The following is a 24348-nucleotide window of genomic DNA, read 5'->3' on the forward strand; positions in this document are numbered from 1 at the left end:
CAATGAACTTTAATTTCCTTTTTTACTACGAATAGGAACAAATTTTTCTTTATGCTCAGTTGTTTTTTGAATAACTGGGTTCTTTTTATTTTCTTTAGCCTCTGCACGAATCTTTTTGATTTCTTCTTTTTCAATTTTAGCTAATTCTTTTTCTTTAATACGTTCTGATTTTCTAATTGCATTTCTTTCTTCTTTAGTTAATTTAATCTCTTTTTGACCAATTGCAATTCTTTGTTCAGTTTCGCTTAAATCCAAGATTGTATTGACAACTCATTTAGTTGCATAATTTTTTTTATCAATTTTAGTTGTTATACCCTCAACTTCATATGCTCTTCTTTCAATTGCTTTTTGAGTCTTAGGTTCAATTAATTCAACAACTACATCAAATACATCACGGTATTTATATTCTGGTCCTTTTCTTGAATAAACTTTTTCAAATTCAACTCTAATATTTTTTCTGTTGTCTGTTTTAGCTAAAAATGCTTTTATTTCATTTCTAACTGCTTTATATCTTTGTTCTTTTTCTTTTTTAGCTGCTTTTTTTCCAGTAATTGTTGTAATGATTACAAATCCTACAACAACAACTAACATAACTAAAAGAATTATTAATCCTGCACTATTACCCATATAAATGTCATCCTTTTTTTGTTTCCTTTAATATTATAAATTATTTTTTAGAAAATTATTCCACTATGTCAATAATTCCCCCACCTAAACAAATGTCATTTAAATAAAACACTGCTTCTTGACCTGGAGTTACTGCTTTTACAACAGCATCATATTTTACTTTATATTCGCTTTCTTTAATTTTTGTCATTTTAACTTTAACATCTGGTTGTCTGTATCTAAATTTAGCTGTACATTCGAATTCATTTAAATTAGAAACATATTTACTTAAATCTAATGCTCAATTAATTTCATTAACTGTTGCACTAGTTGACAATAAATAGCTTTCATCACTAGCTGGACAAACATAAATTATTTTCTTATCTATATCTTTATCAGCTACATAATAAGGTTCTTTCATTCCACCAAGATTTAGGCCTTTTCTTTGTCCAATTGTGTAATACATTGCTCCAATATGTTTTCCTACAACTTTATTTGTTTTGATATCAACAATATCACCTGGTTGATTTGAAATATAGTTTTGTAAGAATTTTGTAAATTCTCTTTCTCCAATAAAACAAATTCCTGTTGAATCTTTTTTTTCAGCTGTTATTAAGCCAACTTCACTTGCTATTTTTCTGATTTCTGGTTTTTCTAAACTTTGTAATGGAAATAAAGTTTTAGATAATTGAAATTGAGTTAATTGACACAAGAAATATGTTTGATCTTTATTTGTATCAGCAGCTCGAATCATTTCATGTTGATTAGTTAATTCATTGAATCTAATTCCAGCATAGTGTCCCATTGCAATAAAATCAGCTTTAAGATTGTTAATAGCATGATTTAAAAACTTATCAAATTTAATATATTTATTACATAGTATATCTGGATTAGGAGTTCTTCCTTTTTTATACTCTTTAATAAAGTATTCAAAAACATACTCTCAATATTCTTGAACAAAGTCAATTCTGTGTAATTTAATGCCTAATTTGTTTGCTACTTCTAAAGCATCTAAGTAATCTTGTTCTTGAGGACAAACATCATTATTTATTTCTTGGTTACCTAAAATATCATTATTTGCTGATGAATCTCAGTTACGCATAAATAACCCTTCAACTTCATAACCTTTTTGTATTAATAAATAAGCAGCAACTGATGAATCAACTCCACCACTTAAACCAACGATTACTTTCTTTTTCATAGCTCCTCCTTAAACAAAAAAATTACTCAAACGAGTAATTTAATTTTATCATTTTTTTTGTTTAATTCAATCTATTGTATGAACGCAAATGCTATGAAATAAACTACAAATAATACTGATAAGAAGTAAACTGCAGGGTGAACCTGTTTTGCTTTTCCTGTAACCATCATCATAAATGAATATGAAATGAATGCCATTGCAACACCATTTGCTATTTCATAAGTTGCTATCATAAATAAAATTGATAAGAAAGTAGGTACCAAGAATTCTGGTTTTTCTCATTCAACATGTGCTGCTTCTTTAATCATCATAATTCCTATAAATACACAAGCTGCACTTGTTATTGGTTGAGGAATCAATTTGAAAATTGGGAATAAAACAATGGCTAACAAGAATAATATACCATTTACTAGAGCTGCTAAACCTGTTTTTGCACCTTGTTCAATCCCTGCTGCTGACTCTGCAAAAACTCCTAATGGTGTTGTTCCTGTAACAGATGCCATCATAGTTCCCATTGAATCAACAATTAATGCTTTTTGACTAATTTCTTTATGTTGATTTGTTTTTTGATCTAATTGATGCGTAAATGCTGCCATTGTGCCAGTAGCATCAAAGAAATTAATTAGCATAACAACAAAAATTGAAATGTAAGTTATTGGTGATGTTCAAATCTTTGTATTTGCAAATGCTTTAAATGTTGAAGTTCAATTTAAAGCAAAACCATTAAAATCATATTTTCATCCATCTCATTTTTTTAGATTTGCTGCTTGCAACATTTTTGTTGCTTGTGAATCACTTGGAATTGTAGATGCTAATATTAAAGTAATTATAAACATAATCAAAATTGCTAATGCAACAGCTCCTGGAACTTTTTTAAATGCTAAAAATAAAATTATTAGTAAAGTTATTGATCCCAATAAGATAGGTAAGTAATTTTCTCTCAATATCCCTAACTTAGCGACTGGTATTCCTGAACTGTCTTGCCCAAGTCATCCCATGCCTGCTATTCCAACATAAGATATAAATAACCCAATCCCAATCCCAATTGCTAATACAACTCCTTTTGGAATTGATTTAACAATTAATGATCTTAGTGGCGTCAATGAAACTGTTACAAAAACTATTGATGATAACATTGTTACAATCATTGCTCCTTCGAATCCTAAAGGACCTCCAATGTTATAAGTTACCAATGCATTCATACCCATTGATGTTGACATTGCAACAGGAATGTTTGCAAATAGTCCCATTAAAATACAGCAAATACCTGATACCAATGCTGTAGCAAAGAAAATACCAAATTCATTCATTTTATAAGGATTTAAGGCTTCACCAGTTAATCCTTCTGGAGTATTGATACTTGTCATTCCTGAAACTATTGAAGGGTTAACTGTTAGAATATAAATCAATGCTAAAAAAGTTGTTAGTCCTCCAATAATTTCTTTTTTCATAATTGCACCCAAAGTATCAAATTTAAAGTACTTTTCAATTGAACGGATGGCTTTATTGTTGCTGAATACGAAAGCCTCCTTGTTTCTCTGAGCTGTTTGCTCTGGAGTTTCATTTAGAAATAATTCAGATTCATTCTCTACTTGAATCTTCTTCGTTTTTTTATTATCCATTTTGCCTATTCTTTCTATGTATAAAATTCCAATGAAGAACTCAGCAAAAAATAAAAAATAGTTTTCACTATACGACAAAAATGCGCATGGTGAAAACTATAAAACTCATAATCTAACATAGGTGTTAGGTAGAGACTCCTTCCCAATATGAAGGATTATACAAGTTTTCATATTCATTTTATACAAAATGATTTTATACAAAATAAATAAATTTTTAAATAAAAAAATCAACTTTAAATGATTGTTGATTTTATTCAATATTATTTTTAGGTTTATAGTTTGATAATTCTTCAATTTCTTTTAGTAATTTTTTCTCTTCTTTTGAAACAGAAGATGGAACTGAAATATTAACTCTAATTAATAAATCACCACGTTTATCAGAGCTCTGATTTTTAAATAATCCTTTATTGTGAACTTTAATAATTTGGCCTGAATGAACACCTTTAGGAACTTTTAGCCTTACATCACCATCTAAAGTTTTAATTAATATCTCATTACCTAGGATCGCATCTATATAAGAAATATTATAATTCATAATTAAATCATCTGAATTGTTTATTAATTCAAATACATCATTTTCAAGTACATCAATAGTAACATATAAATCACCAGGCATTCCGCCTTCTAAAGAAGCGTGACCTTTTCCTCTTAAAACAAATTGTTGTCCAAGTCTAGCTCCTCTTGGTAATTCAAGTTCCACTTGTTCTCGTTTATGTTCAATACCTTTACCATGACATGATTTACATTTATTTTTAAATTCTTTACCTACACCATTACATCTATCACAAGTGATTTGATTTTGAACTTGGAATGGACCCATTTGTTTATTAACAATAATTTGACCTGCACCATTACATCTAGTACAAATATTAACATCATTAGGATTTTCTGCTCCAACTCCATTACATCTTTCACAATTTTTAATTAAATTTAAATTGACCTTTTTAGTTACTCCAAAAACAAACTCTCTAAATGTAAGTCTAACTTCGACTCCAACATCTTGTCCTTTTGATGGCCCTCTTCTTGATGAACGACGACTACCTCCACCAAATAAATCTGAGAAAATGTCACCAAAGTCCATTCCACCACCCATGTTTGAGAAAAAGTCTTCAAATCCACCAAAACCAGATCCACCAAATCCTGAACTTCCATCAAAAGCTGCATGACCAAATTGATCATACTTAGCTCTTTTATCAGCATCTAACAAAATACTTGCAGCTTCATTTACTTCTTTAAACTTTTCCTCAGCACCATTTTCCTTATTTACATCTGGATGATACTTCTTGGCAAGTTTTCTGTAAGCACTTTTTATTTCTTGTTCTGTAGCTGTTTTAGAAACACCTAAAACTTCATAATAATCTTTTTTTGCCATGTTTTTTTCCTTTAAAAAATAAAACTAACATTTGTTAGTTTTTAAAATTATTGCTTATCAATATCTTCTGAATCATTAATTTCTTCTGCTTCAGGTTGTGCTCCTGCTTGTGCCTGAGCGAATTGACTAGCCATTTGAATCATTTGTTCTAATTCATTAACTTTTGCTTCTAAAGCCTCATAATCTTCTTTTTCAATTAATTCTTTAACTTCAGAAATCATTTTTTCAGCTTGTTCTTTTTGCTCTTGAGGAACTTCTTGTCCTTCTTGGTTTAATCCTGATTCAAGAATTGAAACATAACTTTCAGCTTTATGTTTTAGTTCAATATTTTTTTTCTTTAATTCATCAGCTTCAGCATTTGCTTCAGCTTCTTTTATCATTTTTTCAATTTCAGCATCGCTTAAAGTTCCTGAATTGCTAATTGTAATTGATTTTTCTTCATTAGTTGCTTTATCTTTTGCAATAACACTAACAATACCATTAACGTCAATCTTAAATGTAACTTCAATTTGAGGTGTTCCTTTTGGAGCTGGTTTAATTCCTGTTAATTGGAATTGACCTAAAGATTTGTTATCAGCAGCCATTGGTCTTTCACCTTGCAATACATTAATATCAACTGCTGGTTGATTATCAACTGCTGTTGAGAATATTTGTGATTTTTCAGTTGGAATAGTTGTGTTTCTATCTATTAATTTAGTCATAACTCCACCCATAGTTTCGATTCCCAATGATAATGGTGTAACATCTAATAATAAAACGTCAGTAACATCTCCAGCTAAAACCCCACCTTGGATTGCAGCTCCCATAGCTACAACTTCATCTGGGTTAATTGAACGGTTTGGTTCTTTACCTAATAATTCTTTAACAATTTTTTGAACTGCTGGAATTCTTGTTGATCCCCCAACTAATAAAACTTCATCAATATCGCTTGGACTTAATTTAGCTGCTTGTAATGCATCTTTAACTGGTTTAGAAGTTCTATCTACTAAATCCTTTGTTATTCTGTCAAATTCAGTTCTTGAAAATTGTGTTGCAAATGAAACTGGTCCACTTTCATTCATTGCAATAAATGGTAAGTTGATTTCAACTTCTAATTGGCTTGATAAGTTGATTTTTGCTTTTTCAGCTTCATCTTTTAATCTTTGCAATGCCATTTTGTCATTTTTTAAATCAACACCACTTTCTGATTTAATTTTTTCAAGTAATCAGTCAATAATTTTTGAGTCAAAGTTATCTCCTCCAAGTTTATTGTCTCCACTTGTTGATAATACTTCAAAAGTTCCATCAGCTAATTCTAAGATAGAAACGTCAAAAGTTCCTCCCCCTAAGTCATACACTAGAACTTTTTCTTCTTTATCTTTTTTCTCTAAACCATATGCTAAAGCAGCAGCTGTTGGTTCATTAATAATTCTTTCAACATCTAATCCTGCAATTTTACCTGCATCCTTAGTTGCTTTACGTTGTGAGTCATTGAAGTAAGCAGGGACTGTAATAACTGCTTTAGTAATTTTTTCACCAATTTTATCTTCAGCGTATTTTTTCATATATCTTAAAATTTCTGCTGAAATCTGTTCTGGTGTGAAGTCTTTATTGTTTATTTTAATTTTTTCATTAGTTCCCATTTTTGATTTAACTGAGATAACAACATTTGGATTTGTAACTGCTTGACGTTTTGCAGCTCCACCAACAATAATATCTTCGTTTTTAAATGCTACTACAGAAGGTGTAGTTCTTTGTCCTTCTGGATTTTCCAAAATAATTGGTTGTCCACCTTCCATAATTGAAACAACTGAGTTTGTTGTACCTAAGTCTATTCCTATAATTTTTTCTTTTGCCATAATTTTATTTTCTCCTCTAATCTTATTTTGCTACTTTAACAATCGCGTGAATTAACACTCGATCATGAATCATGTATCCATCTGATATAACAGATACTATCTTGTTTGATTCCATTCCGCTATCTTCTAAAGACTCATTTGCTTCATGAAAATTAGAATCAAATTCATCCCCAACTTTAACACACATTGCTTTAATACCATTAGTTTCAAAAGCATTTTCAATTTGACTCATTATCATTTTAAATCCCATTAAATAATTCTGAACTTCTGGACTTTCAGTAGGTGTACTTACTACTTTTTTCAATAAATCAATTGGCTTAATTAAATCTTCTGCTAAATTACTAGCGCCATATTTTTTAACTAAAGCTTCTTGCTCATTTCTTTTTTTAGTAAGATTTGCAATATCTGCATTTCTCAAACCTTTTTGGAATTCAATTTCTTTTTCACAATCAGACAATTGCTTTTCTAGACCTTGAATTATTTTTTTATAATCCTTTTTTTCTTTTTTAACAACTTGAGCTTCACTTGTATTTTCTTCAGTTGTTACTGTTTCTTCTCTTTTTAAATCTTTCTCGTTATTCATTTTTATGATCATCTCCATTTATAATTTCTACAATCAAGTTAATTAATTGATTAGCTTGAGAATAATCAACTCTTTTAGGGCCAACTAGTGTTAACATAGTTGAACCTTGTTCTGTTTTAATTGCTGTTTCAACAATTGAAATATCACTTAAATCTTCAGAAATTTCTTCACCTATTTTTGTACTTATTTGAATCATCTTTTGATTTGAAACGTAACTTACATCAAATCAATCAAATGGTGACATGTTTTCCATAATATTAATTACTTTCTTTAATTTTTCAGTATCATTAAATTCTGGATTTTCTAACATATTTTTCATTCCTACAATTTCTTTTTTAGATTCCTTATTTTGTAATATGTTTGTCATAAATGTTTCTAAAATCAAATCATAGTTTTTAACTGTTTTTTGTAAATTTGGTTTTATAAGTAATATATTGCTTTCGATTTCTTTAACCGGAGTATCAACTAGACAATCTGAAAAGATCTTTATTGATATTGATAAATCAGATAATGATATATCATTTAAGTTAAACAATTGATTTTGCATTTCTCCGTTTGAAAGAATGAAAATTACTGATGCCATTGTTTCTGATAAAGGAATTAAATCAATTTTTTTAACCATTAATTCACTATTTAAGTTTTGTTTTGTCACAATTGCAGTCATTTTAGTCATTTCACTAATTATTTGACTTGCTTGTTCTAAAACATTTTCAATTTTTGTTCCACGTTGAAATAAAATCACTTTTAAGTTTTCTTTCAAGCTTTCATTATAATCATCAAATTCCATTAAGTGATCAACATAATATCTATAGCCCTTTGTTGAAGGAACTCTTCCAGATGACGTGTGCTGTTTCTCTAAATAATTTAGTTCTTCAAGTGCTGCTGAATCACTTCTAATTGTTGCACTTGATATTTTTATATCTAACAATTCCTGAATTCTTTTTGAACTAACTGCTTGGTTAGTTTTAATATATTCTGAAACTATTACTTTTAAAATTTTTGCTTGTCTTTCGCTTAACATTTGATCACCTAACAATATTTTAGCACTCTATTGGTTAGATTGCTACTTATTTTTTTAATTTCTAATTTTTGATAACGCAAATTGGTTATTTTCAACAGTAATTGTATATCTTGTTCCCTCTTGCATATCACCAGAAATAATATTTTGTGCTAGTAATGTCTCAATGTTTTTTTCAATATATCTTTTAATTGGTCTTGCCCCAAATTGCGGGTCATATGCCTCTTCTATAATTTTATTTTTTGCTTTCAAGTCAAATGTTAAGAAGAAATTTTTATCGCTTTCCAATCTTGCAGATAGAACATTTAGTTCCTTGTCTACAATTTCAGCAATGTTTTCTTTTGATAATGGATTAAAAATAACTACATTATCAATTCTATTTAAGAACTCAGGTTTGAAATGTTTAAGTAATTCTACTTGAATAGCTGTTTTACTTTCTTGAGAAATTGAACCATTTTGCAGTATGTATTCGCTTCCTAAATTTGACGTCAAAATAATGATTGTGTTTTTAAAGTCAATTGTTTTTCCTAAAGAATCTGTAATTCGTCCTTCATCCAATACTTGTAATAAAATATTGAATACATCGGGGTGTGCTTTTTCTATTTCGTCAAATAAAACAATTGAATATGGATTTCTTCTAACAGCTTCAGTTAATCTTCCACCCTCTTCATATCCAACATAACCAGGAGGCGAACCTATTAATTTTGAAACACTATGTTTTTCCATATATTCACTCATGTCTATTCTTACCATCTTTTTACTTGAGTTAAATAAAATATCAGCTAGGCTTCTTGCTATCTCAGTTTTACCAACACCAGTTGGACCCAAAAATAAGAATGAACCAATTGGTTTATTTGGATCTTTAATTCCACTTCTACTTCTTAATATAGCTTGTGAAACAACTTCAATGGCTTCATTTTGCCCTTTAACTCTTTGTTCCAATATTTTTTCAAGTTCCAATAATTTAACTTTTTCTGATTCAACCAATCTGTCAACAGGAATACCGGTTCATTTAGCAACTATTTCAGCAACATCTTTTTCAGTAACTTCTTCACTAACTAAGGTTTCACGATTATTTCTTTCTGATTCAGATAATTGTTTTTCAAGACTTGGTAGTAATGAATATTGTATTTCCCCAGCTCGTTTATAATTTCCTTCATTTTGTGCTATTTCTAATTCTTTTCTCAGATTTTCAATTGTTGATTTTAAAGCATTTATTTTCTCTAATTCTGATTTTTGTTTACTTCATTCATTTTGCAATCTTTCTTGAATTACTTTTTGTTTTTCTAATTCATTAATTGCTTCTGCCAGTCTTTCTTTAGACTTTTCATCTTTCTCTTTTGAAAGAGCACTCTTCTCAATTTCTAATTGCATCACTTTTCTATTTACTTGATCTAGTTCAGTAGGTACACTTGCTAATTCAGTTTTAATAGTTGAAGATGCCTCATCAATTAAATCAATTGCTTTATCAGGCAAGAATCTATCAGTTATATATCTATTTGACAGGTTAGCAGCACTAACAATTGCATTATCATGAATTCTAACTCCATGATAAGTTTCAAATCTTTCTTTTAGACCTCTTAGAATAGAAATTGTTTGTTCAACACTTGGTTCTTCCACCATAACTCTTTGAAATCTTCTTTCAAGAGCAGAATCTTTTTCAATATATTCACGGTATTCTTTTAAAGTTGTAGCACCAATTGCTTTTAATTCTCCTCTTGCAAGGGCTGGTTTTAATAAGTTAGAAACATCCATTCCACTTCCACCACCAGTTTTACCAGCGCCAACAATTAAATGAAGTTCATCAATAAATAAAATTATTTGTCCTTCTGATTTTTTAATTTCATTTACAATTGCTTTTACTCTTGACTCATAATCTCCAAGATACATAGCTCCAGCCATTAAACTACCCATGTCTAATTCTAGGATTCTCTTACCTTTTAAAATTGAAGGAACATCACCTTTAACAATTCTTTGCGCTAATCCTTCAACAACAGCTGTTTTACCAACTCCAGGTTCACCAATTAAAACTGGATTATTTTTTGTTTTTCTTGAAAGTATTCTTATTACCCTTAAAATTTCTTCTTCTCTCCCAATTATGGGATCAATTTTCCCGTCTTTAGCAGCTTGTGTTAAATCACGAGTATATTTTTCCAATGCGTTTACTTCTTCGCCTTTTTGTTGAAATTCCACAATAATTTCCTCCTTTTAAAAAACCATTTTATAGGTTTGTAAATATATTAATACATAATTTTAGCAAAGTCAATAGTAGAGTGCTAATTATTAAACTAGTAAAAAAGAAGAAGCTAAACTGCAACTTCTCCTGTTATTTTTGCATGACTTTGATAGTCAATGATTTCGATGTCTTCAAACTTAATATCAAAGATTGAAGCATTTGAATTAATTTTAATTTTACATAACGGTAATGTTTCTCTTTTTAACTGTTCATTTATTTGATCTAAATGGTTTAAATAAATATGTGCATCACCAATTGTGTGAATAAAGTATCTTGCTTTTAATCCGCATTCTTTTGCAATTAACTCCATTAGAAGAGCATAAGAAGCAATGTTAAATGGAACGCCCAAAAATACATCTCCGCTTCTTTGATAAAGTTGTAAATCTAACCACCCATCCTTAGATACATAAACTTGTCAAAAAGAATGACATGGAGGCAATAACATATTATCAACTTCAGTAGGATTTCACGCTGAAACAATATGTCTTCTTGAATAAGGATTCTTTTTAATATCATTAATTAATTTAGCAAATTGATCAACTCCGCCAAAATCTCTTCATTGTTTTCCATAAACAGGTCCTAGATCTCCTCACTTTGCACAAAATTCATTATTATTTTTTAATTGTTCAACAAATTCTTGTAAAGTCTCATTATTAAATTCAGAAGATTTTCTAAAATTATCATATGGTCATTCATTTCAAATTTTTACATTATTATCTACAAGATATTTAATATTTGTATCGCCTTTAATGAATCACAACATTTCATGAAAGATAGCTTTATAAAATACTTTCTTAGTTGTTAATAGGGGAAATCCTTCACGTAAATCATATCTTTTTTGTACTCCAAATTTAGAAATGGTTCCTGTGTTTGTTCTATCTTCTCTTTTTTCCCCATCCCTTAATATTTCATTTACTAATTCAATGTATTGTTTCATAAATAGATCTCCTTATTTCAATGTAAACATTATATTTTAAAATTTAAGAATTTTCTAACTTAAATATATTGTTTTTTTATTTTTTTCCAAATAGTCTTTACCTCTGTTGGTAATTTGTCTTCCTCTCCCAGTTTTAATTATTAATTTCTCTTTTAAAAATATTGGTTCAATATTATTTAAAATTGTTTGACTTGGAACATTTATAATTTGCGCCAAACTATCTAAACTTAAAGTAATATTTTCTTTCAACGCTTTTAAATAATCAATATCCTTTTCATTTAATCCAAATTCATACAACCCCATTTGATTAAAGACATACTCTAGACTTTTTTCTGATAAATCTTTAATTTTTTCAGTAATTAAAAAATCATAAATTCGTTTTACTAAATTATTTGCAACTCTCGGAACTAACTTAGAATATCTAGCAATAACCTCAGCTTCTTTTGTTTCGATTGTTATATCATTAAGTTTTTTAAAAGTGTTTGTAATTATTTTTATTAAGTCTTGTTGATTATATCCTTCAAGCTCAAATTGAATAGGAAAGCGATTTAAAAATGGAAAAGGCAATCTATTGATTTCTGTAGTTGCTGTAATAATACTAAAGTTGGGCAATTTTATGTTTACAATTTTTGAGTTATATTCTTTTCCAATAATAATACTAAGTTTGTTTTCTTCTAAAACAGGATAGAGTACTTCCATGATTTCTTTACTAACTGAATGTATTTCATCAATAAAAAGAATTTGTTTTTCTTTAATACTAGTTAATATTGAAATCAAATCACTAGGTTTTTGCAAACTAGGTCCATTTACAATGTGAATCTTTGTTTTTAAAATTTTGCTTAATAAATAAGCAAGACTTGTTTTTCCCATTCCACTAGGTCCAGAAAAAATAATAGGATCTAAAACTCTATTTTGTTTTACTGCTGCTTCAATATATATTTTCAAATTTTTAATAATTTTTTCTTGCCCTATATACTCATTTCAACTATTGGGTCTAAAATCGTTACTCATTACCAATTTGCTCCATAACTATTTGTGTTATTTCTTCAACAGATAAATTATTATCAACTTTTGCTATTTTGGGCATTATTGCTTTATAGGAAAAACCAAGTTTAACCAATGATGTAATTATTTTTTCTTTCTTTTGAGTTATTTTGTTTTTAAAAAAATATTTTTGTAATTCATCAATAATTAATTTTGCTGTGTAGCCACCAATACTTTTTAGTTTAGCTAATTTATCAACATCGTATTCTTCAATAATCAATAAAAATTCATCAAATGAAAAATTATTTAATATGTAAAATGCAGTTTTCAAACCAACAGTTTTAATTTTTACTAATTCCTTAAACAGATTTCTTTCATCTCTTAATTTGAAAGCTATTTCAACTTTTTCAAATTCAGTATTATGATCAGCAATATATAATTTCAAATTACTTTGATTAAAATATTTTTCCTTAGTCAAATATAGGAAATATTCTCCTATATTTTGATGCTCCACATATAAATAATTATCATCAATTGACTTAATATCACAAATTAAATAATCCTTCATATTTTCACCTCATATTGTTATTAAGCAAAAAATAAAAAAAGTTATAAATGAAATTTTTTATAAAAAAAATGAAGCTATTAAATTGCTTCATTTTTCAAATTTTACTTATGCCTTTAGTAAATCTTCAATTTCTTTTTCCAAAATTGCAATCTCTTTATAAAACTTATCTACAAGAGTTTTGTTTTTTAAATTTTTGTTTATTGCTTCAAGTTTTTCTTCTAATTCTATTCGTTTTAAATTAATAACTAACAAATTTGACTCTTGCTTATTATTTGAAACTGGCTTTGTCTTATTTTTTGAATTTTTGTTATAAGAAATTCAAAAGGGAATAACTCCTAAAAGAGGCAAGACAAATATTGTTGCTATTAAGCCTATCCATATACCTGATTGTTTTCCTTGTCTGCATTTTTTTATAGCTAAAAAGCTTAACCCAGCAGAAAAAATTAAGAGGAATAGATATGATCAAATATAGATAAGAACTATGGCTCATGTTGGCATATTATTCTTCGCCTTCTAAGAAATTAATTTTATTTTTGCAAGTTTTGATTTCAATTTTAGTAATTTTGATTTCTTCTTTCAATTGTTTAATTTCATTTTTCAAACTTTCATTATCTGCATTTTCAGTTGAAGTTTGTTCATTAATTAATTGATTCTTTAATTTAAGTTTTGTATTTTGAAAAGACAACTTAGCATTTAATTTCTCTAATTCGTTTTTCAATTCTTTCAGAAGAGCATATTCAATATTTTGAATGGAAACAAAATTAGAAGAGTGAGTTTCTTCTTTTTGAGTTTTGACAACTTGGGTCTCATCTTGTGAATTGTTATTTTTCCCTTTTTCATACATAACAAAGCAAATTATAATGCCTATTATTGCGCTTCCAACAAAACCTGCCAAAAATCCTCAAGAATTGCCCTTAAAACACAATTCAGCACCATAATATGTTAAACCTATCCCAATCACTATAAAAAAAATTATTAAAAATGCTTCCATGCTTGCTCCTCCAATATCTTTCATTATTTTAACAAAAAAATAACACTATAGTGTCTATAAATAAAAAACACTAGTTTAACCTAGCATTCTATTTTTAAAATTATTTTACAATTATTCTATTTCCTTTCAATTCTTGTTATTTTTATAAAAGTATTCAAACATGGTTACAGTAGAAAAATAGGTTTTTTATTTTCATTTCATTTATTAGAATTTGAAGAATTAGAAAGTCAACTATGTTTTTTCATCTATTACTTCAGCTCTTATTTTTTTAACTGTAATCCCACCATCTTCATCAATTAGTTTTCCCTCAATTGATGAAATAGGTTTTGTTGCATCTTTCTTTTCAATTTAAGTATGAGTTAGAGTAATTTCACCATAATATTTAAATGATTTGAGTTTCTTCCATTTCCGATAAATTTGTATCTATCTTCATGCTTTGTCTCGTTAAGTGAGTAGTTTAAATTACTATTTTTTAATAGTGATCCCACCAGCCATATCAATATTAGAATCTATAATTTGATCTTGAATTAATTATGGTGTTCATGCTGTTTTATTCTTTTGATATAGAATATTTTGTAGTTCATTTTTAACTTCACTAATTTCTTTTGTTGTATCTATTCTTTCATTTCAAATATGAGTTAATTCAATTCAACCATGGTATTTAAAACTATTTGTTTTTGTTCCACTACCTGTAAAAATTCAAATGTCCTTATATTCTTTAAATTCAGCTGAATAATTAGATGGTTCTAGTTCAACTTTTATTCAAACTATTGAATATATTTTAGCATTAACTATTGCATCCTCTAAATCATTTTTATTTTACATAGAGTTTTTTCTAGTATCTAAATAGTTTGAATTTCATTAGCTTTTACTTGAATGTTTTTACACTTATTTTCTTGTTTTTTCGAAGCCAGCTTACAGCTAATGTTGTAGATAAAGTTATAGCGCTAAGAGCTACAAAAAATAATGATATCGTTTTTTTTATATTAATCACTTTAGTGGTATATAAAGTACGCTTATAATGAAGTCTACAAAAAAAGCAAGTAATTCTAATTAACTTGCCAAATTTATTGTTTATAAATTAAAAAACACTACCTTTATAAACTGCGAGAAATAAAATATACTTTTCTTTTTTCAGGAGTGTTTATTTTATTTCTCCCAGTATTAAGCATTTTAATTTTCATAAACTTTTACTTTGAATTTATAAGATAGCCCTACTAAAATTAATATCATAAAAATAGTATAACCGATATATAAAACTTCAACAGGCACACTTCTTTTTAGTTTTCACGTACTGTTGTCTTCTTTATTTGAAGCTATTACTTTTAAATTATAATTACTACCTAAAAACAATTGTTCTGAAGAAACAAAATTCATTAATACATCATTTTTGTAATTAACTGAATTAAACATCAAATTGAAATGATTAAATGGATTAATTCAATTTTTAAAAGTTTGTTTTTTATTTTCTTTAAACACATCATATTCAATCCCAATAACATTATAGCTATCTAAATTACTATATGAATTTAATATTGTTTCCATCATTATTCTTGTAAACAAAAACTCAGCTGGATTATATAGTTGCTTAATAATTTCATATCGTTCTCTATCATCTGGAGTTGAAGGGTCATTTGCTTTATAAACTATTGATAAATTTTTATAGTATGCCAAATTATTAACATTATTTAGAACAAATTCAAATATTATGTCATGTTCTTCTATTTCATTATTATCTAAAGCATACTTAACTACTTTTCTAGCATTTAAATTAAATAAGTTTTCAGAATAAGCATCATTAAAAATATTATCTCATTCAATTAACGTAACATCCTTATAAATTAATTCTATATTATTAGTTATTTCTTCTAGTAAATGATCATTAAAAGTAGGATAGATTTCTACTCAATATTTATACCCACTAACTATTTCATTACTATCTCTCACTTTTGAATTATTTTTTACTCTTTGTTGAATATCAGTTAATAATTCATTAGATTCAACTTGCTTATTTAAATCATGCGAATAAACATTTTTCAAAGCAAATCGATTAGCTCCAGATAAGCTGCTGAATGCTGGGGACATATGTTTAATTATTGATGGTGAAAATACAGCACTAATTATTAATAGAATACTTAATAAAATACTGCTCATTATCATTAATGAATCTTTTTTAAAAATAAGCGAAAATATAATACAAATAAACATAACTAAGAATATTCAAATTGCATATCAACCATAAGCTGATATATAAAGTCGGTAAACCAAAATATCATTAGTCATTTTTATATTAACTATTGAAAAAAATAAACTTGAAATTAATAGGTTAACAACAAATACAGAAAACATTAATCCCATAATGCTTATTATTCTTATTCAATACATTAAATTAACTGAATAACCCATTTTCATTTCTACTTTATATATCATATTAGTTATTTGCTGATGTAAAATATTGATCGTAAAATAAGCGCAACTAATTAATATAAGGACTGAGTTAATAACAATAAATAGATTAATGAATACATACCTTGAAGAAACTGATAACTCTTTTGATTGAAGTATAAATACACCAATTAAATTTAACATTAAAACTAAGAATATATTAATTAATAAAATTGCAAAATTAGTTTTTTGACTTTTAAAAATAATTCATTGATTAACTAAAATTTTTAACATTTGACTTTGATGTTTCATTAACTACTCTCCAATACTTGTTTAGCTGTTATTTCTTCTTTTGTATGTTCCTTGAATATTTTTTTAATATCACTTTTTTTATCATAAACATCATCATAAGTTATCATTCCTGAGTCTAAAATTATAATATGATCAACAATTGAAGAAACCTCTTGAATTAAATGTGTTATCACAACAAAAATAGAATCATGTGTCATACTTGTTTTTATAAAATCTAAAATTAAATCTTTATTTTTAATATCTAAATTAGCTGTTGGTTCATCAAAGAAAATATACTTTGGTTTAACCAAAAACATTACAAATAGTGAAACTAATTTCTTTTGTCCTGCTGAAATATTTTTAATCAACATATTTTTGATTGATTCAATATCTAAAATTGGTTTGAATTTCTCAATTGCTTTTTTAATTTTTGAATTGCTAATATTTTTAACATTAGCTTGTAGTTCTATATACGTTATTACTGAAATTGTTGCTGGCAATTCATTATTTTCTACAAAAAAGTATCAATTTGAAAAATCAATGCCTCTTTGTTGTTTGCCGCTTAAATTAATTTCACCTGAACTAGCTTTTAATTCATTGAAAATGATTTTTGTTAATGTTGTTTTACCAGCTCCATTGTTACCAAATAAACCATAACACTTTCCTTCTTTTAGTTCAAATGAAACATCTTTTAATACTTTCTTATTATTAAAGGATTTTTCTATATTTTTTATTGTAATCATTATTATTTACTATAAACATAACTTGCAGTTGTTGCACCAATCATATAAGTATTAGCAAAAAATGATGGTATTACTACTTTATTAGTTTGTTCTTTTCCTCCTAAATTATTTTTATATTCAAAATGATGAGTAGTTCCATTGAAATATGAATTAACTTCTATATTGATTCTAAAACCAACTAAATTTAAACTTGTGTCAACATTGAATAATGAAATCGGAAATCAAAACACGTTAATTACCAAGATATACATTGTATTACCTACAATTGTGCTACCAGTGAAAAATTGATGTTTTAATGTTCTTAAACCAACTTTTCATTTTTTAGATATTCCATCATCTATATTATTTATACCTGAAACATTGCTTTTTGAATGAATATGAAAATTTGAGTTCTTTGTTAATATTTCAGCTTTAAGTTTTCTTGATTAGTTTCAATAAATGTATAAGTATCTTTTTCAATTTGTGCTAGCGAAGCATTATGGACAGTTCTACCTCATGCTCAGTTATATCAAACACCTAAATAAAGTTTAATTGTTAATTTATTACCGTTTCATTCTTCATTTAAATAACTCTTGCTCGTTCATTTGATGAATGGGATTCATCGGTTTTCTGTAAAGTATTTTGTTTATAGTTATAACCATTTAATTTATAACTATAAACTCATGAACTATATTCGCTTTCTTTTCCTTTTGGATCAGTTCAACCGTATCAAGTATTTCAAAAATTAAACATGTATTCAAATTAAACATTTAAACTGCATATTTCTTTAAGAAATCACTTTTAGAAGTTGCATAATCTGTTGTATTTATTGTAATACCATTTACAAAGTGCTCATATCATGTATCTTTACTTCCCTTGCCTATCAAGTAATCTATTGCGTTAGGTCTATATGATAAATTATTATCATTTGTATAATCCAAAAAAACTCGATATTCACTTCCATAATTTTTACCTAAAAAAGTTAATTCTTTGACATCATATTTTTGATTGTTGTTTTCTCCTAATTTTATACTTTTTTCTATTTTATGTATTTTTTGGTCGGCCTTTTTTAAATGTGTAAAACCCATAGTTGTATAACTACCAAATATCAAGCTTACAAACATAATAAAATTTAAAAATGTTTTTTATTTTTCATAACTTTATGCCTACCCTGCCTTTATTATATTTGATTATTTTATAAAAATAAAATGTTTAAATATCAACAAAATTTAAAGTCAAATTATAGATGTATCATAAAATACTATTATAAATGTTTTTATTTAAACTAAAAAAATCATTTCAACTTGAAATGATTTTAAATATTAATGCTCAATTTTTCCAGCTTCATACAGATTTTTAAAATGTCCTGGTTGTTTAATTAACTCTTTGAAAGTTCCTTGTTGAACAATTCCAGCACCATGAGCACCAAGAACAATGATATGATCTACATTTTTAATAGTTGATAGTTTATGTGCGATAGTAACACTTGTTCTGCCTCTCATAATTTCTTCTAGCTTAGCCTGAATTTCTTTTTCAACAATATTATCTAAAGCTGATGTAGCTTCATCTAAAATTAATAACTCTGGATTTTTTAAAATCATTCTAGCAATAACTAAACGTTGTTTTTGACCACCAGATAACATAAATCCACGCTCTCCAAGAATTGTGTTGTATCCTTCTGGTCAGCTCATAACTAATGAATGAAGTTCTGCTTTTTTACATGCTTCAATAGCTTCATCATCAGTTGCATCAAATTTACCATATTTAATATTTTCTAATACAGTTCCAAATAGAATTTGTGGTTCTTGTTCAACATAACCAACATGATTTAAGTAACTTGATAAATTTAATTCTTTTAAATCATCTTTATGATTAATTAAAACTTGACCTTCAGTTGGATCATAAAATCTTAATAATAGTTTTGCAATTGTTGATTTACCACTTCCAGTTTCTCCAACAAACGCGTATGACTTACCATATTGTAAAGTGAAATTAAAGTTTGGTAAAACTAGAGCTTCAGGTTTTTCTGGATATCTAAAGTTAATATCTTTAAAAACAATATCTCCTTTTAAATCTTTTACTTCTTTTCCTTCATGATAATGGAAATCTAAAATTGATTTAGTATTTAATGTTTTTAAAATTCTTGATGAAGAAACACCAGCCATAGCAGCTCCACCTGAAATTACAAATAAAGTAATAATCGGTCCTGTTAACATTCCTTGTGCCATAACAAAAGCAGGGAACATTAAGAAGAAATTTTCCATTCTAGTTGTGTCACCATCGCCACCAAAGAAAACTGCAGCAAATACAGGAGCTGTAAATAATAATAAGAAATCTCCAGCAAATACAACCATTGAAAAAATTCCTAATCATTTCCCAATTGGTTTACCTTGATCATAATAATCAACGTGTTTTTCTTTAAAGTGTTCAGTTTCATAATCTTCTGTTCCTGTTGACTTAATCAAACGAATAGAAATAACACGATCAATAACATTACCATTAGTTTTTTCCATTGTTAATCTAACTTTTTCATATTTTTTGACTAAAGCAATATAAGAACCAAAGAATGCAATTAAGATTAATGTAAAAATTACAAACCCAACTAATGCAATTCTTCATTCAATAATAAAGGTTAAAGATAATCCAATAAGTGATTGGAAAAATGCACTTGCAACATTCATTGGAATATCAACTGCTTGATTACCTACAACTTGTGCATCTGAAATAACATTAGTTAATAACTCTCCAATTTTTTTATCTGAATAGTATGAAATATCTTGTCTAATTAACTTTTCTAAAATTTCATTTCTTAAATGAGTCTCGATTTGCTTTGCAAAAGTGTTTGATCATCAATTAAATAAAAATGAGTTAAATAAGTTAAAAACTAAAAGAGCAACTGAAATAATAATTAATTGAGTTATATTTAATCCTCAATAAGCTATTAGTCAAATTCCATCAGTATTTGTATTTTGGCTTAAAGCTAAATTAATTTGATTAGCTAATAGTGGAGCCATAAATAACATTAATGCTCAAAAAATAAAGTTAGGAATTACTCATCAATTCTTTTTAAAGTCTTGCTTATAATATTTAAAGAATAAATGTATAAAAGCTCTACTGTTTGAAGTTTCTTTTTTCTTTTTCATAATTCCCTCCTTAACTATTTTGCTTTTCTTCTAATAAACCTGCTTCATATAAATTTTTAAAATGTCCTTCAACACTTACTAATTCTTTGAAAGTTCCTTGCTGAACTATTCCCTTAGCATTTCCACCTAAAACAATAATATGATCAACATTTTTAATTGTTGAAAGTCTATGAGCAATAGTAAAACTAGTTCTACCTTTCATCAGTTCATTTAATTTAGCTTGAATTTCTTTTTCAACAATATTATCTAAAGCACTTGTAGCTTCATCCAAAATTAATATTTGTGGATTTTTTAAAATCATTCTAGCAATAACTAAACGTTGTTTTTGACCACCAGATAACATAAATCCACGCTCCCCAAGAATTGTATTATATCCTTCTGGTCATGATGAAATTAGTTTATGAATTTCAGCTTTTTTACATGCTTCAATTACTTGTTCATCAGTTGCATCAAATTTTCCATATTTAACATTTTCAAATACATCTCCAAATAAAATTTGTGGTTCTTGCTCTACATAACCAATATGTCTTAAATAACTTGCTAAATTTAAATCTTTTAAATTTTCATTTTCATTAATAATAATTTCACCACCACTTGGATCATAAAATCTTAATAACAAACGCGCAATTGTTGATTTACCACTTCCAGTTTCTCCAACAAAAGCATATGACTTACCTTCTTTAAAAGTAAAATTAAATTTAGGTAAGATTAATTTTTCTGGTTTTTCTGGATATCTAAATTCAATATCTTTAAATACAATATCTCCCTTAATATCATTAACAATAACTCCATCAGTATAATGCGGATCTAATCTTGATTCATCATTTAATAGTTCAGTTACATGCGTACTTGCAACTCCTGACATTGCTAATGAGAAAGTAATTCCCATTAAACTATTATATGTTGAAATTAAACTTGCTTGATTAATCATATAAGCTGGGAATGTAATTGAGAAAAATAAAGTTGATGCTTCAAGATCTCCTCTAATTGAATAAATTATTCCTGCAATAATAGGAATTGCAAATTGTAATATCATTGAACCTGCATAAACTGTAGTCATTAAAAATGATAATCTTAGAATTGCTGGTTTATGTGCTTTATAATTTATTTCTTGTTGATTTTCTAAATAAGCTTTTTCATAATCTTCTGTTCCAGTTGACTTAATTAATCTAATTGTTCCAACTCTGTCTGTTACATTACCATTTACTTCTTCATACACATCTCTAACAACTGCATATTTTTTAACAGTTTGAACATAAAATACAAAGTATAAAACTAATAGACTAAAGTAAATAATTGAACCAAAAATTGCAATTTCTCATGCTAGGATAAATGTCATAGTGAAAGCCACAACAAATTGAGATAATGAAATACCAATATTTGTTGGAATTCTAACAGCTCCATCACCTAAGTTTTGTGTATCAGCAACAACGCTTGTCAATATTTCTCCAATTTTTTTATCTGAATAATATGAAATATCTTGTCTTACTAATTTTTCAAGAATTTTATTTCTTAAATCAATTTCAATCTTTCTTCCTAATATTCATGAAAAGTAGTTGAAAATAAAAGTTCCAATTGCATCAACTAAGATCATACAAACTGCGATAATAATATTTGTTGAAGAACTTCAACCTCACCACATTTTTGCTTCATCAGCAGTTATAATCTTGTGTTCACTTTTAATTGCTAGTGTTATTTGTTGTGTTAAAAGAGGAATTGAAGCTCTAGTTAAACAAAATGACAAAATTGTAAGAGCTAAAATTAAAGTTATTCATCAGTATTTCACATAATATCTTCCAATTATTTTGAAAAAAGCTGCATTTCTCGAAATATTTTTGTTAGTCTTCATAATCCTAATCCCTCTTTGTTTTTTATTTTCACATTATATAAATAATATCATTAAGTTTGAAAATTTTGATAAATAATTTTTATCTTTTGAGTAATTAAAATGTCTTGCAAAGCTTTAAACAAATAGTGTTTAAGCTTTTTTGCAAGACATTAAATAAATTTTATTTTAATTTTTTATTGTTATTCTAAAATTTTAAGATTATTTTGCAGATATTAGTTTTAGTTCTGGTGCAATTTGACCACCAAAGTCAAAACTTATATCATCTTTAATTTCTAGGTCAAAACCTGTTGTAAATTGCAATATAAAACGATTTAAGTCATCAGTATAAGTTGAAATAGAAACACCTCATTTAACTTGATTGTAATATTGACCTTTATATTCTGCTTGTCAAAATCATGTAGCCTTTTCTGCAAAGTCTTCTATTGATTCAACTCTACCCTCTTTAACATTTGACAAGTCGAATGCCATTGGATCGATTAAAGAATAACTGTCGTTTCATTTTTCACTTCTAATGTATGCTGTTGGTGTATATCTTTGACCATTAGCATAAGGAAGCATTTGAGAATAACTTTCAAGTAATTCTTCATTATTTGAAATTCCTTCTGAACCAAAACTTCATTGTCAAAATGTAGCTTGAATTTGTGGTCCTGTTTCTGGACTATAGTGATAATCAAACTTTCCTTCGTTATCTAAACTAACAATTTCTTCATCATTATATTTATCAATATATGATACTTCATTTTTATGTATTCTAGATACATTTTCTATAATTTGCCCGTTTGATGAACTAAGCATTCCAGCTATTGATGCTACTGCAATTGTTTTTAACATAGTAATGTCTCCTTTTTATATGTGTAAGAAAACTATTTAAAAAAATAATTTACCTACACTCTAATTTTTGACTTTTTAAACTATTTTTACTACCCGAATAGATATTTATAAAATAAAAGAATAATGATATTATACAAATATACAGCCCTTTTAAGACACACTATAGTGTTATTTAAATAGCATTCACTTTTGTTTACAATTTTGATAATATTTTTGCAAACAAATAATTAATAACAATACTTCTAATAGACAAATAAATTTCCATATCACATTCTTGTTGTAAAATTATTGAATTTTCTTCTTTGAATTTATGACTTTGCGAAGAAGAACTAATAATAAATATGTTTTTTTGTTGTTCTTTTGCTAGAGTATACAGTCTTGTTAAACTTTGATTATCTAAACCACAAACTAAGAAAATAGATAGATCGTTAGCTTCACACTTCTCAATTCACATATCTTCAAGTCTTTTTTGCTTAGTAAAATATGCTTCAATATTTTTAAAGTGTAATTCACTACTAAATAAATTTACATTTTCTTCTTGTTCATAAGAGCTTATTAAATATACTTTATTAGCATCCTTAATTTTATTTACTAGTTTGTTTAGTTGATCTTCTTGTAAATCAATTTGATCAAAATATTTATTTACTAACTCTCTAACATTCGTTGTCTTAACTCTTTTTGTATCTTTTTTAAATGGCTTATAAAGTTCACGCTCTACTTTTATTCTTACAGCTATTTCCCTAAAACCTTGATAACCATATTTTTTTGAAAAGGCAGTTAAAGCTGATTCAGATATAAAACAAACTTCTGAGCATTCTTTAGTAGTTGGAGTCTTATCATTATCTAAACAATCAATTAAATATTTAGCAATTAACTTGTGAGAGCTAATTTCATTGCTTTCATAAATAGAATTTAATTTTTCTCTAATACTTTCAAACATTTTATCTCCTAAAGTACTTCTATTTAATTTAAGTACTTTCATTATATTTATTTAACAAATAAATAAGAACTAAATTCTTATATAAATAAATTGTAGAAAAGATTAATTGGAATTGTGACTTATTAATATTGGCGTATGAATTGTCATAGTTACATAGAGTTAGATTAACCCAATTTCATTTTAGTATGAGATCAAGCTTCTATTTGTTAAAAAAATATATCTTTTCTACTT

General features: G+C 27.0%; 22 protein-coding genes and 1 riboswitch. All 22 genes read right to left on the reverse strand.

The window, feature by feature from the left end; translation table 4 throughout:
- Positions 1–9: 9 nt before the first annotated feature.
- Positions 10–627: a hypothetical protein gene (locus CK556_RS02335; RefSeq protein WP_027875640.1), complete on the reverse strand. Its 618-nt coding sequence runs from the start codon at positions 625–627 to the stop codon at positions 10–12.
- A gap of 55 nt (positions 628–682) precedes the next feature.
- Positions 683–1807 (reverse strand): tRNA 2-thiouridine(34) synthase MnmA, encoded by a 1125-nt coding sequence (gene mnmA / locus CK556_RS02340; RefSeq protein ID WP_027875639.1) that lies wholly within the window; start codon positions 1805–1807, stop codon positions 683–685.
- 71 nt (positions 1808–1878) lie between these two features.
- A complete protein-coding gene (locus CK556_RS02345; RefSeq protein WP_051412765.1) occupies positions 1879–3429 on the reverse strand; it encodes an NCS2 family permease in 1551 nt (516 codons plus the stop codon).
- Positions 3430–3517: 88 nt separating this feature from the next.
- A riboswitch (purine riboswitch) is annotated at positions 3518–3612 on the reverse strand.
- A 67-nt stretch (positions 3613–3679) separates the two neighbouring features.
- Positions 3680–4801 carry a molecular chaperone DnaJ gene (gene dnaJ / locus CK556_RS02350; RefSeq protein WP_027875637.1) on the reverse strand — a complete coding sequence of 374 codons (1122 nt, stop codon included), beginning with the start codon at positions 4799–4801 and terminating at the stop codon, positions 3680–3682.
- 47 nt (positions 4802–4848) lie between these two features.
- The gene (gene dnaK / locus CK556_RS02355; protein ID WP_027875636.1) at positions 4849–6639 is read right to left on the reverse strand and encodes a molecular chaperone DnaK; all 1791 of its coding nucleotides are present in this window, start codon (positions 6637–6639) and stop codon (positions 4849–4851) included.
- Positions 6640–6661: 22 nt separating this feature from the next.
- Positions 6662–7222, reverse strand: a complete 561-nt coding sequence (locus CK556_RS02360; RefSeq protein ID WP_051412764.1) for a nucleotide exchange factor GrpE — start codon at positions 7220–7222, stop codon at positions 6662–6664.
- Positions 7215–8243: a heat-inducible transcriptional repressor HrcA gene (gene hrcA / locus CK556_RS02365; protein ID WP_027875634.1), complete on the reverse strand. Its 1029-nt coding sequence runs from the start codon at positions 8241–8243 to the stop codon at positions 7215–7217. Before hrcA ends, CK556_RS02360 begins: the two co-directional genes overlap by 8 nt.
- Positions 8244–8297: 54 nt before the next feature.
- Complete coding sequence (locus tag CK556_RS02370; RefSeq protein ID WP_051412763.1) at positions 8298–10433, reverse strand: ATP-dependent Clp protease ATP-binding subunit; 2136 nt, start codon at positions 10431–10433, stop codon at positions 8298–8300.
- A gap of 113 nt (positions 10434–10546) precedes the next feature.
- Positions 10547–11413, reverse strand: a complete 867-nt coding sequence (locus CK556_RS02375; protein ID WP_027875633.1) for a thymidylate synthase — start codon at positions 11411–11413, stop codon at positions 10547–10549.
- Positions 11414–11467: 54 nt separating this feature from the next.
- Complete coding sequence (gene ruvB, locus CK556_RS02380; RefSeq protein WP_027875632.1) at positions 11468–12424, reverse strand: Holliday junction branch migration DNA helicase RuvB; 957 nt, start codon at positions 12422–12424, stop codon at positions 11468–11470.
- On the reverse strand, positions 12417–12965 hold the full coding sequence (ruvA, locus tag CK556_RS02385) for a Holliday junction branch migration protein RuvA (protein WP_027875631.1): 549 nt from the start codon (positions 12963–12965) through the stop codon (positions 12417–12419). Before ruvA ends, ruvB begins: the two co-directional genes overlap by 8 nt.
- A gap of 105 nt (positions 12966–13070) precedes the next feature.
- Positions 13071–13463: a hypothetical protein gene (locus tag CK556_RS02390; RefSeq protein WP_027875630.1), complete on the reverse strand. Its 393-nt coding sequence runs from the start codon at positions 13461–13463 to the stop codon at positions 13071–13073.
- 1 nt (position 13464) lies between these two features.
- The gene (locus CK556_RS02395; protein ID WP_169728211.1) at positions 13465–13980 is read right to left on the reverse strand and encodes a hypothetical protein; all 516 of its coding nucleotides are present in this window, start codon (positions 13978–13980) and stop codon (positions 13465–13467) included.
- 1149 nt (positions 13981–15129) lie between these two features.
- A complete protein-coding gene (locus CK556_RS02400) occupies positions 15130–16653 on the reverse strand; it encodes a hypothetical protein (protein ID WP_027875628.1) in 1524 nt (507 codons plus the stop codon).
- Complete coding sequence (locus CK556_RS02405) at positions 16653–17375, reverse strand: ATP-binding cassette domain-containing protein (protein WP_027875627.1); 723 nt, start codon at positions 17373–17375, stop codon at positions 16653–16655. The genes CK556_RS02400 and CK556_RS02405 overlap by 1 nt, the downstream gene beginning before the upstream one ends.
- A 2-nt stretch (positions 17376–17377) precedes the next feature.
- The gene (locus CK556_RS02410; RefSeq protein ID WP_156923132.1) at positions 17378–17605 is read right to left on the reverse strand and encodes a hypothetical protein; all 228 of its coding nucleotides are present in this window, start codon (positions 17603–17605) and stop codon (positions 17378–17380) included.
- 331 nt (positions 17606–17936) lie between these two features.
- Positions 17937–18107 carry a hypothetical protein gene (locus CK556_RS03885; RefSeq protein ID WP_156923131.1) on the reverse strand — a complete coding sequence of 57 codons (171 nt, stop codon included), beginning with the start codon at positions 18105–18107 and terminating at the stop codon, positions 17937–17939.
- A gap of 17 nt (positions 18108–18124) precedes the next feature.
- On the reverse strand, positions 18125–18478 hold the full coding sequence (locus CK556_RS02415; RefSeq protein ID WP_156923130.1) for a hypothetical protein: 354 nt from the start codon (positions 18476–18478) through the stop codon (positions 18125–18127).
- Between the two features lie 198 nt (positions 18479–18676).
- Positions 18677–20497, reverse strand: coding sequence for an ABC transporter ATP-binding protein (locus CK556_RS02420; protein ID WP_051412762.1), 1821 nt, complete (start codon positions 20495–20497; stop codon positions 18677–18679).
- Positions 20498–20507: 10 nt separating this feature from the next.
- Positions 20508–22346 (reverse strand): ABC transporter ATP-binding protein, encoded by a 1839-nt coding sequence (locus CK556_RS02425; protein ID WP_051412761.1) that lies wholly within the window; start codon positions 22344–22346, stop codon positions 20508–20510.
- Between the two features lie 198 nt (positions 22347–22544).
- Entirely contained in the window at positions 22545–23177 is a 633-nt protein-coding gene (locus tag CK556_RS02430) for a hypothetical protein (protein ID WP_027875624.1), read from the reverse strand.
- 193 nt (positions 23178–23370) lie between these two features.
- On the reverse strand, positions 23371–24159 hold the full coding sequence (locus CK556_RS02435; RefSeq protein WP_084545416.1) for a MurR/RpiR family transcriptional regulator: 789 nt from the start codon (positions 24157–24159) through the stop codon (positions 23371–23373).
- Positions 24160–24348: the final 189 nt, after the last annotated feature.

Source organism: Mesoplasma chauliocola (assembly GCF_002290085.1).
GTDB lineage: Bacteria > Bacillota_I > Bacilli_A > Mycoplasmatales > Mycoplasmataceae > Mesoplasma > Mesoplasma chauliocola.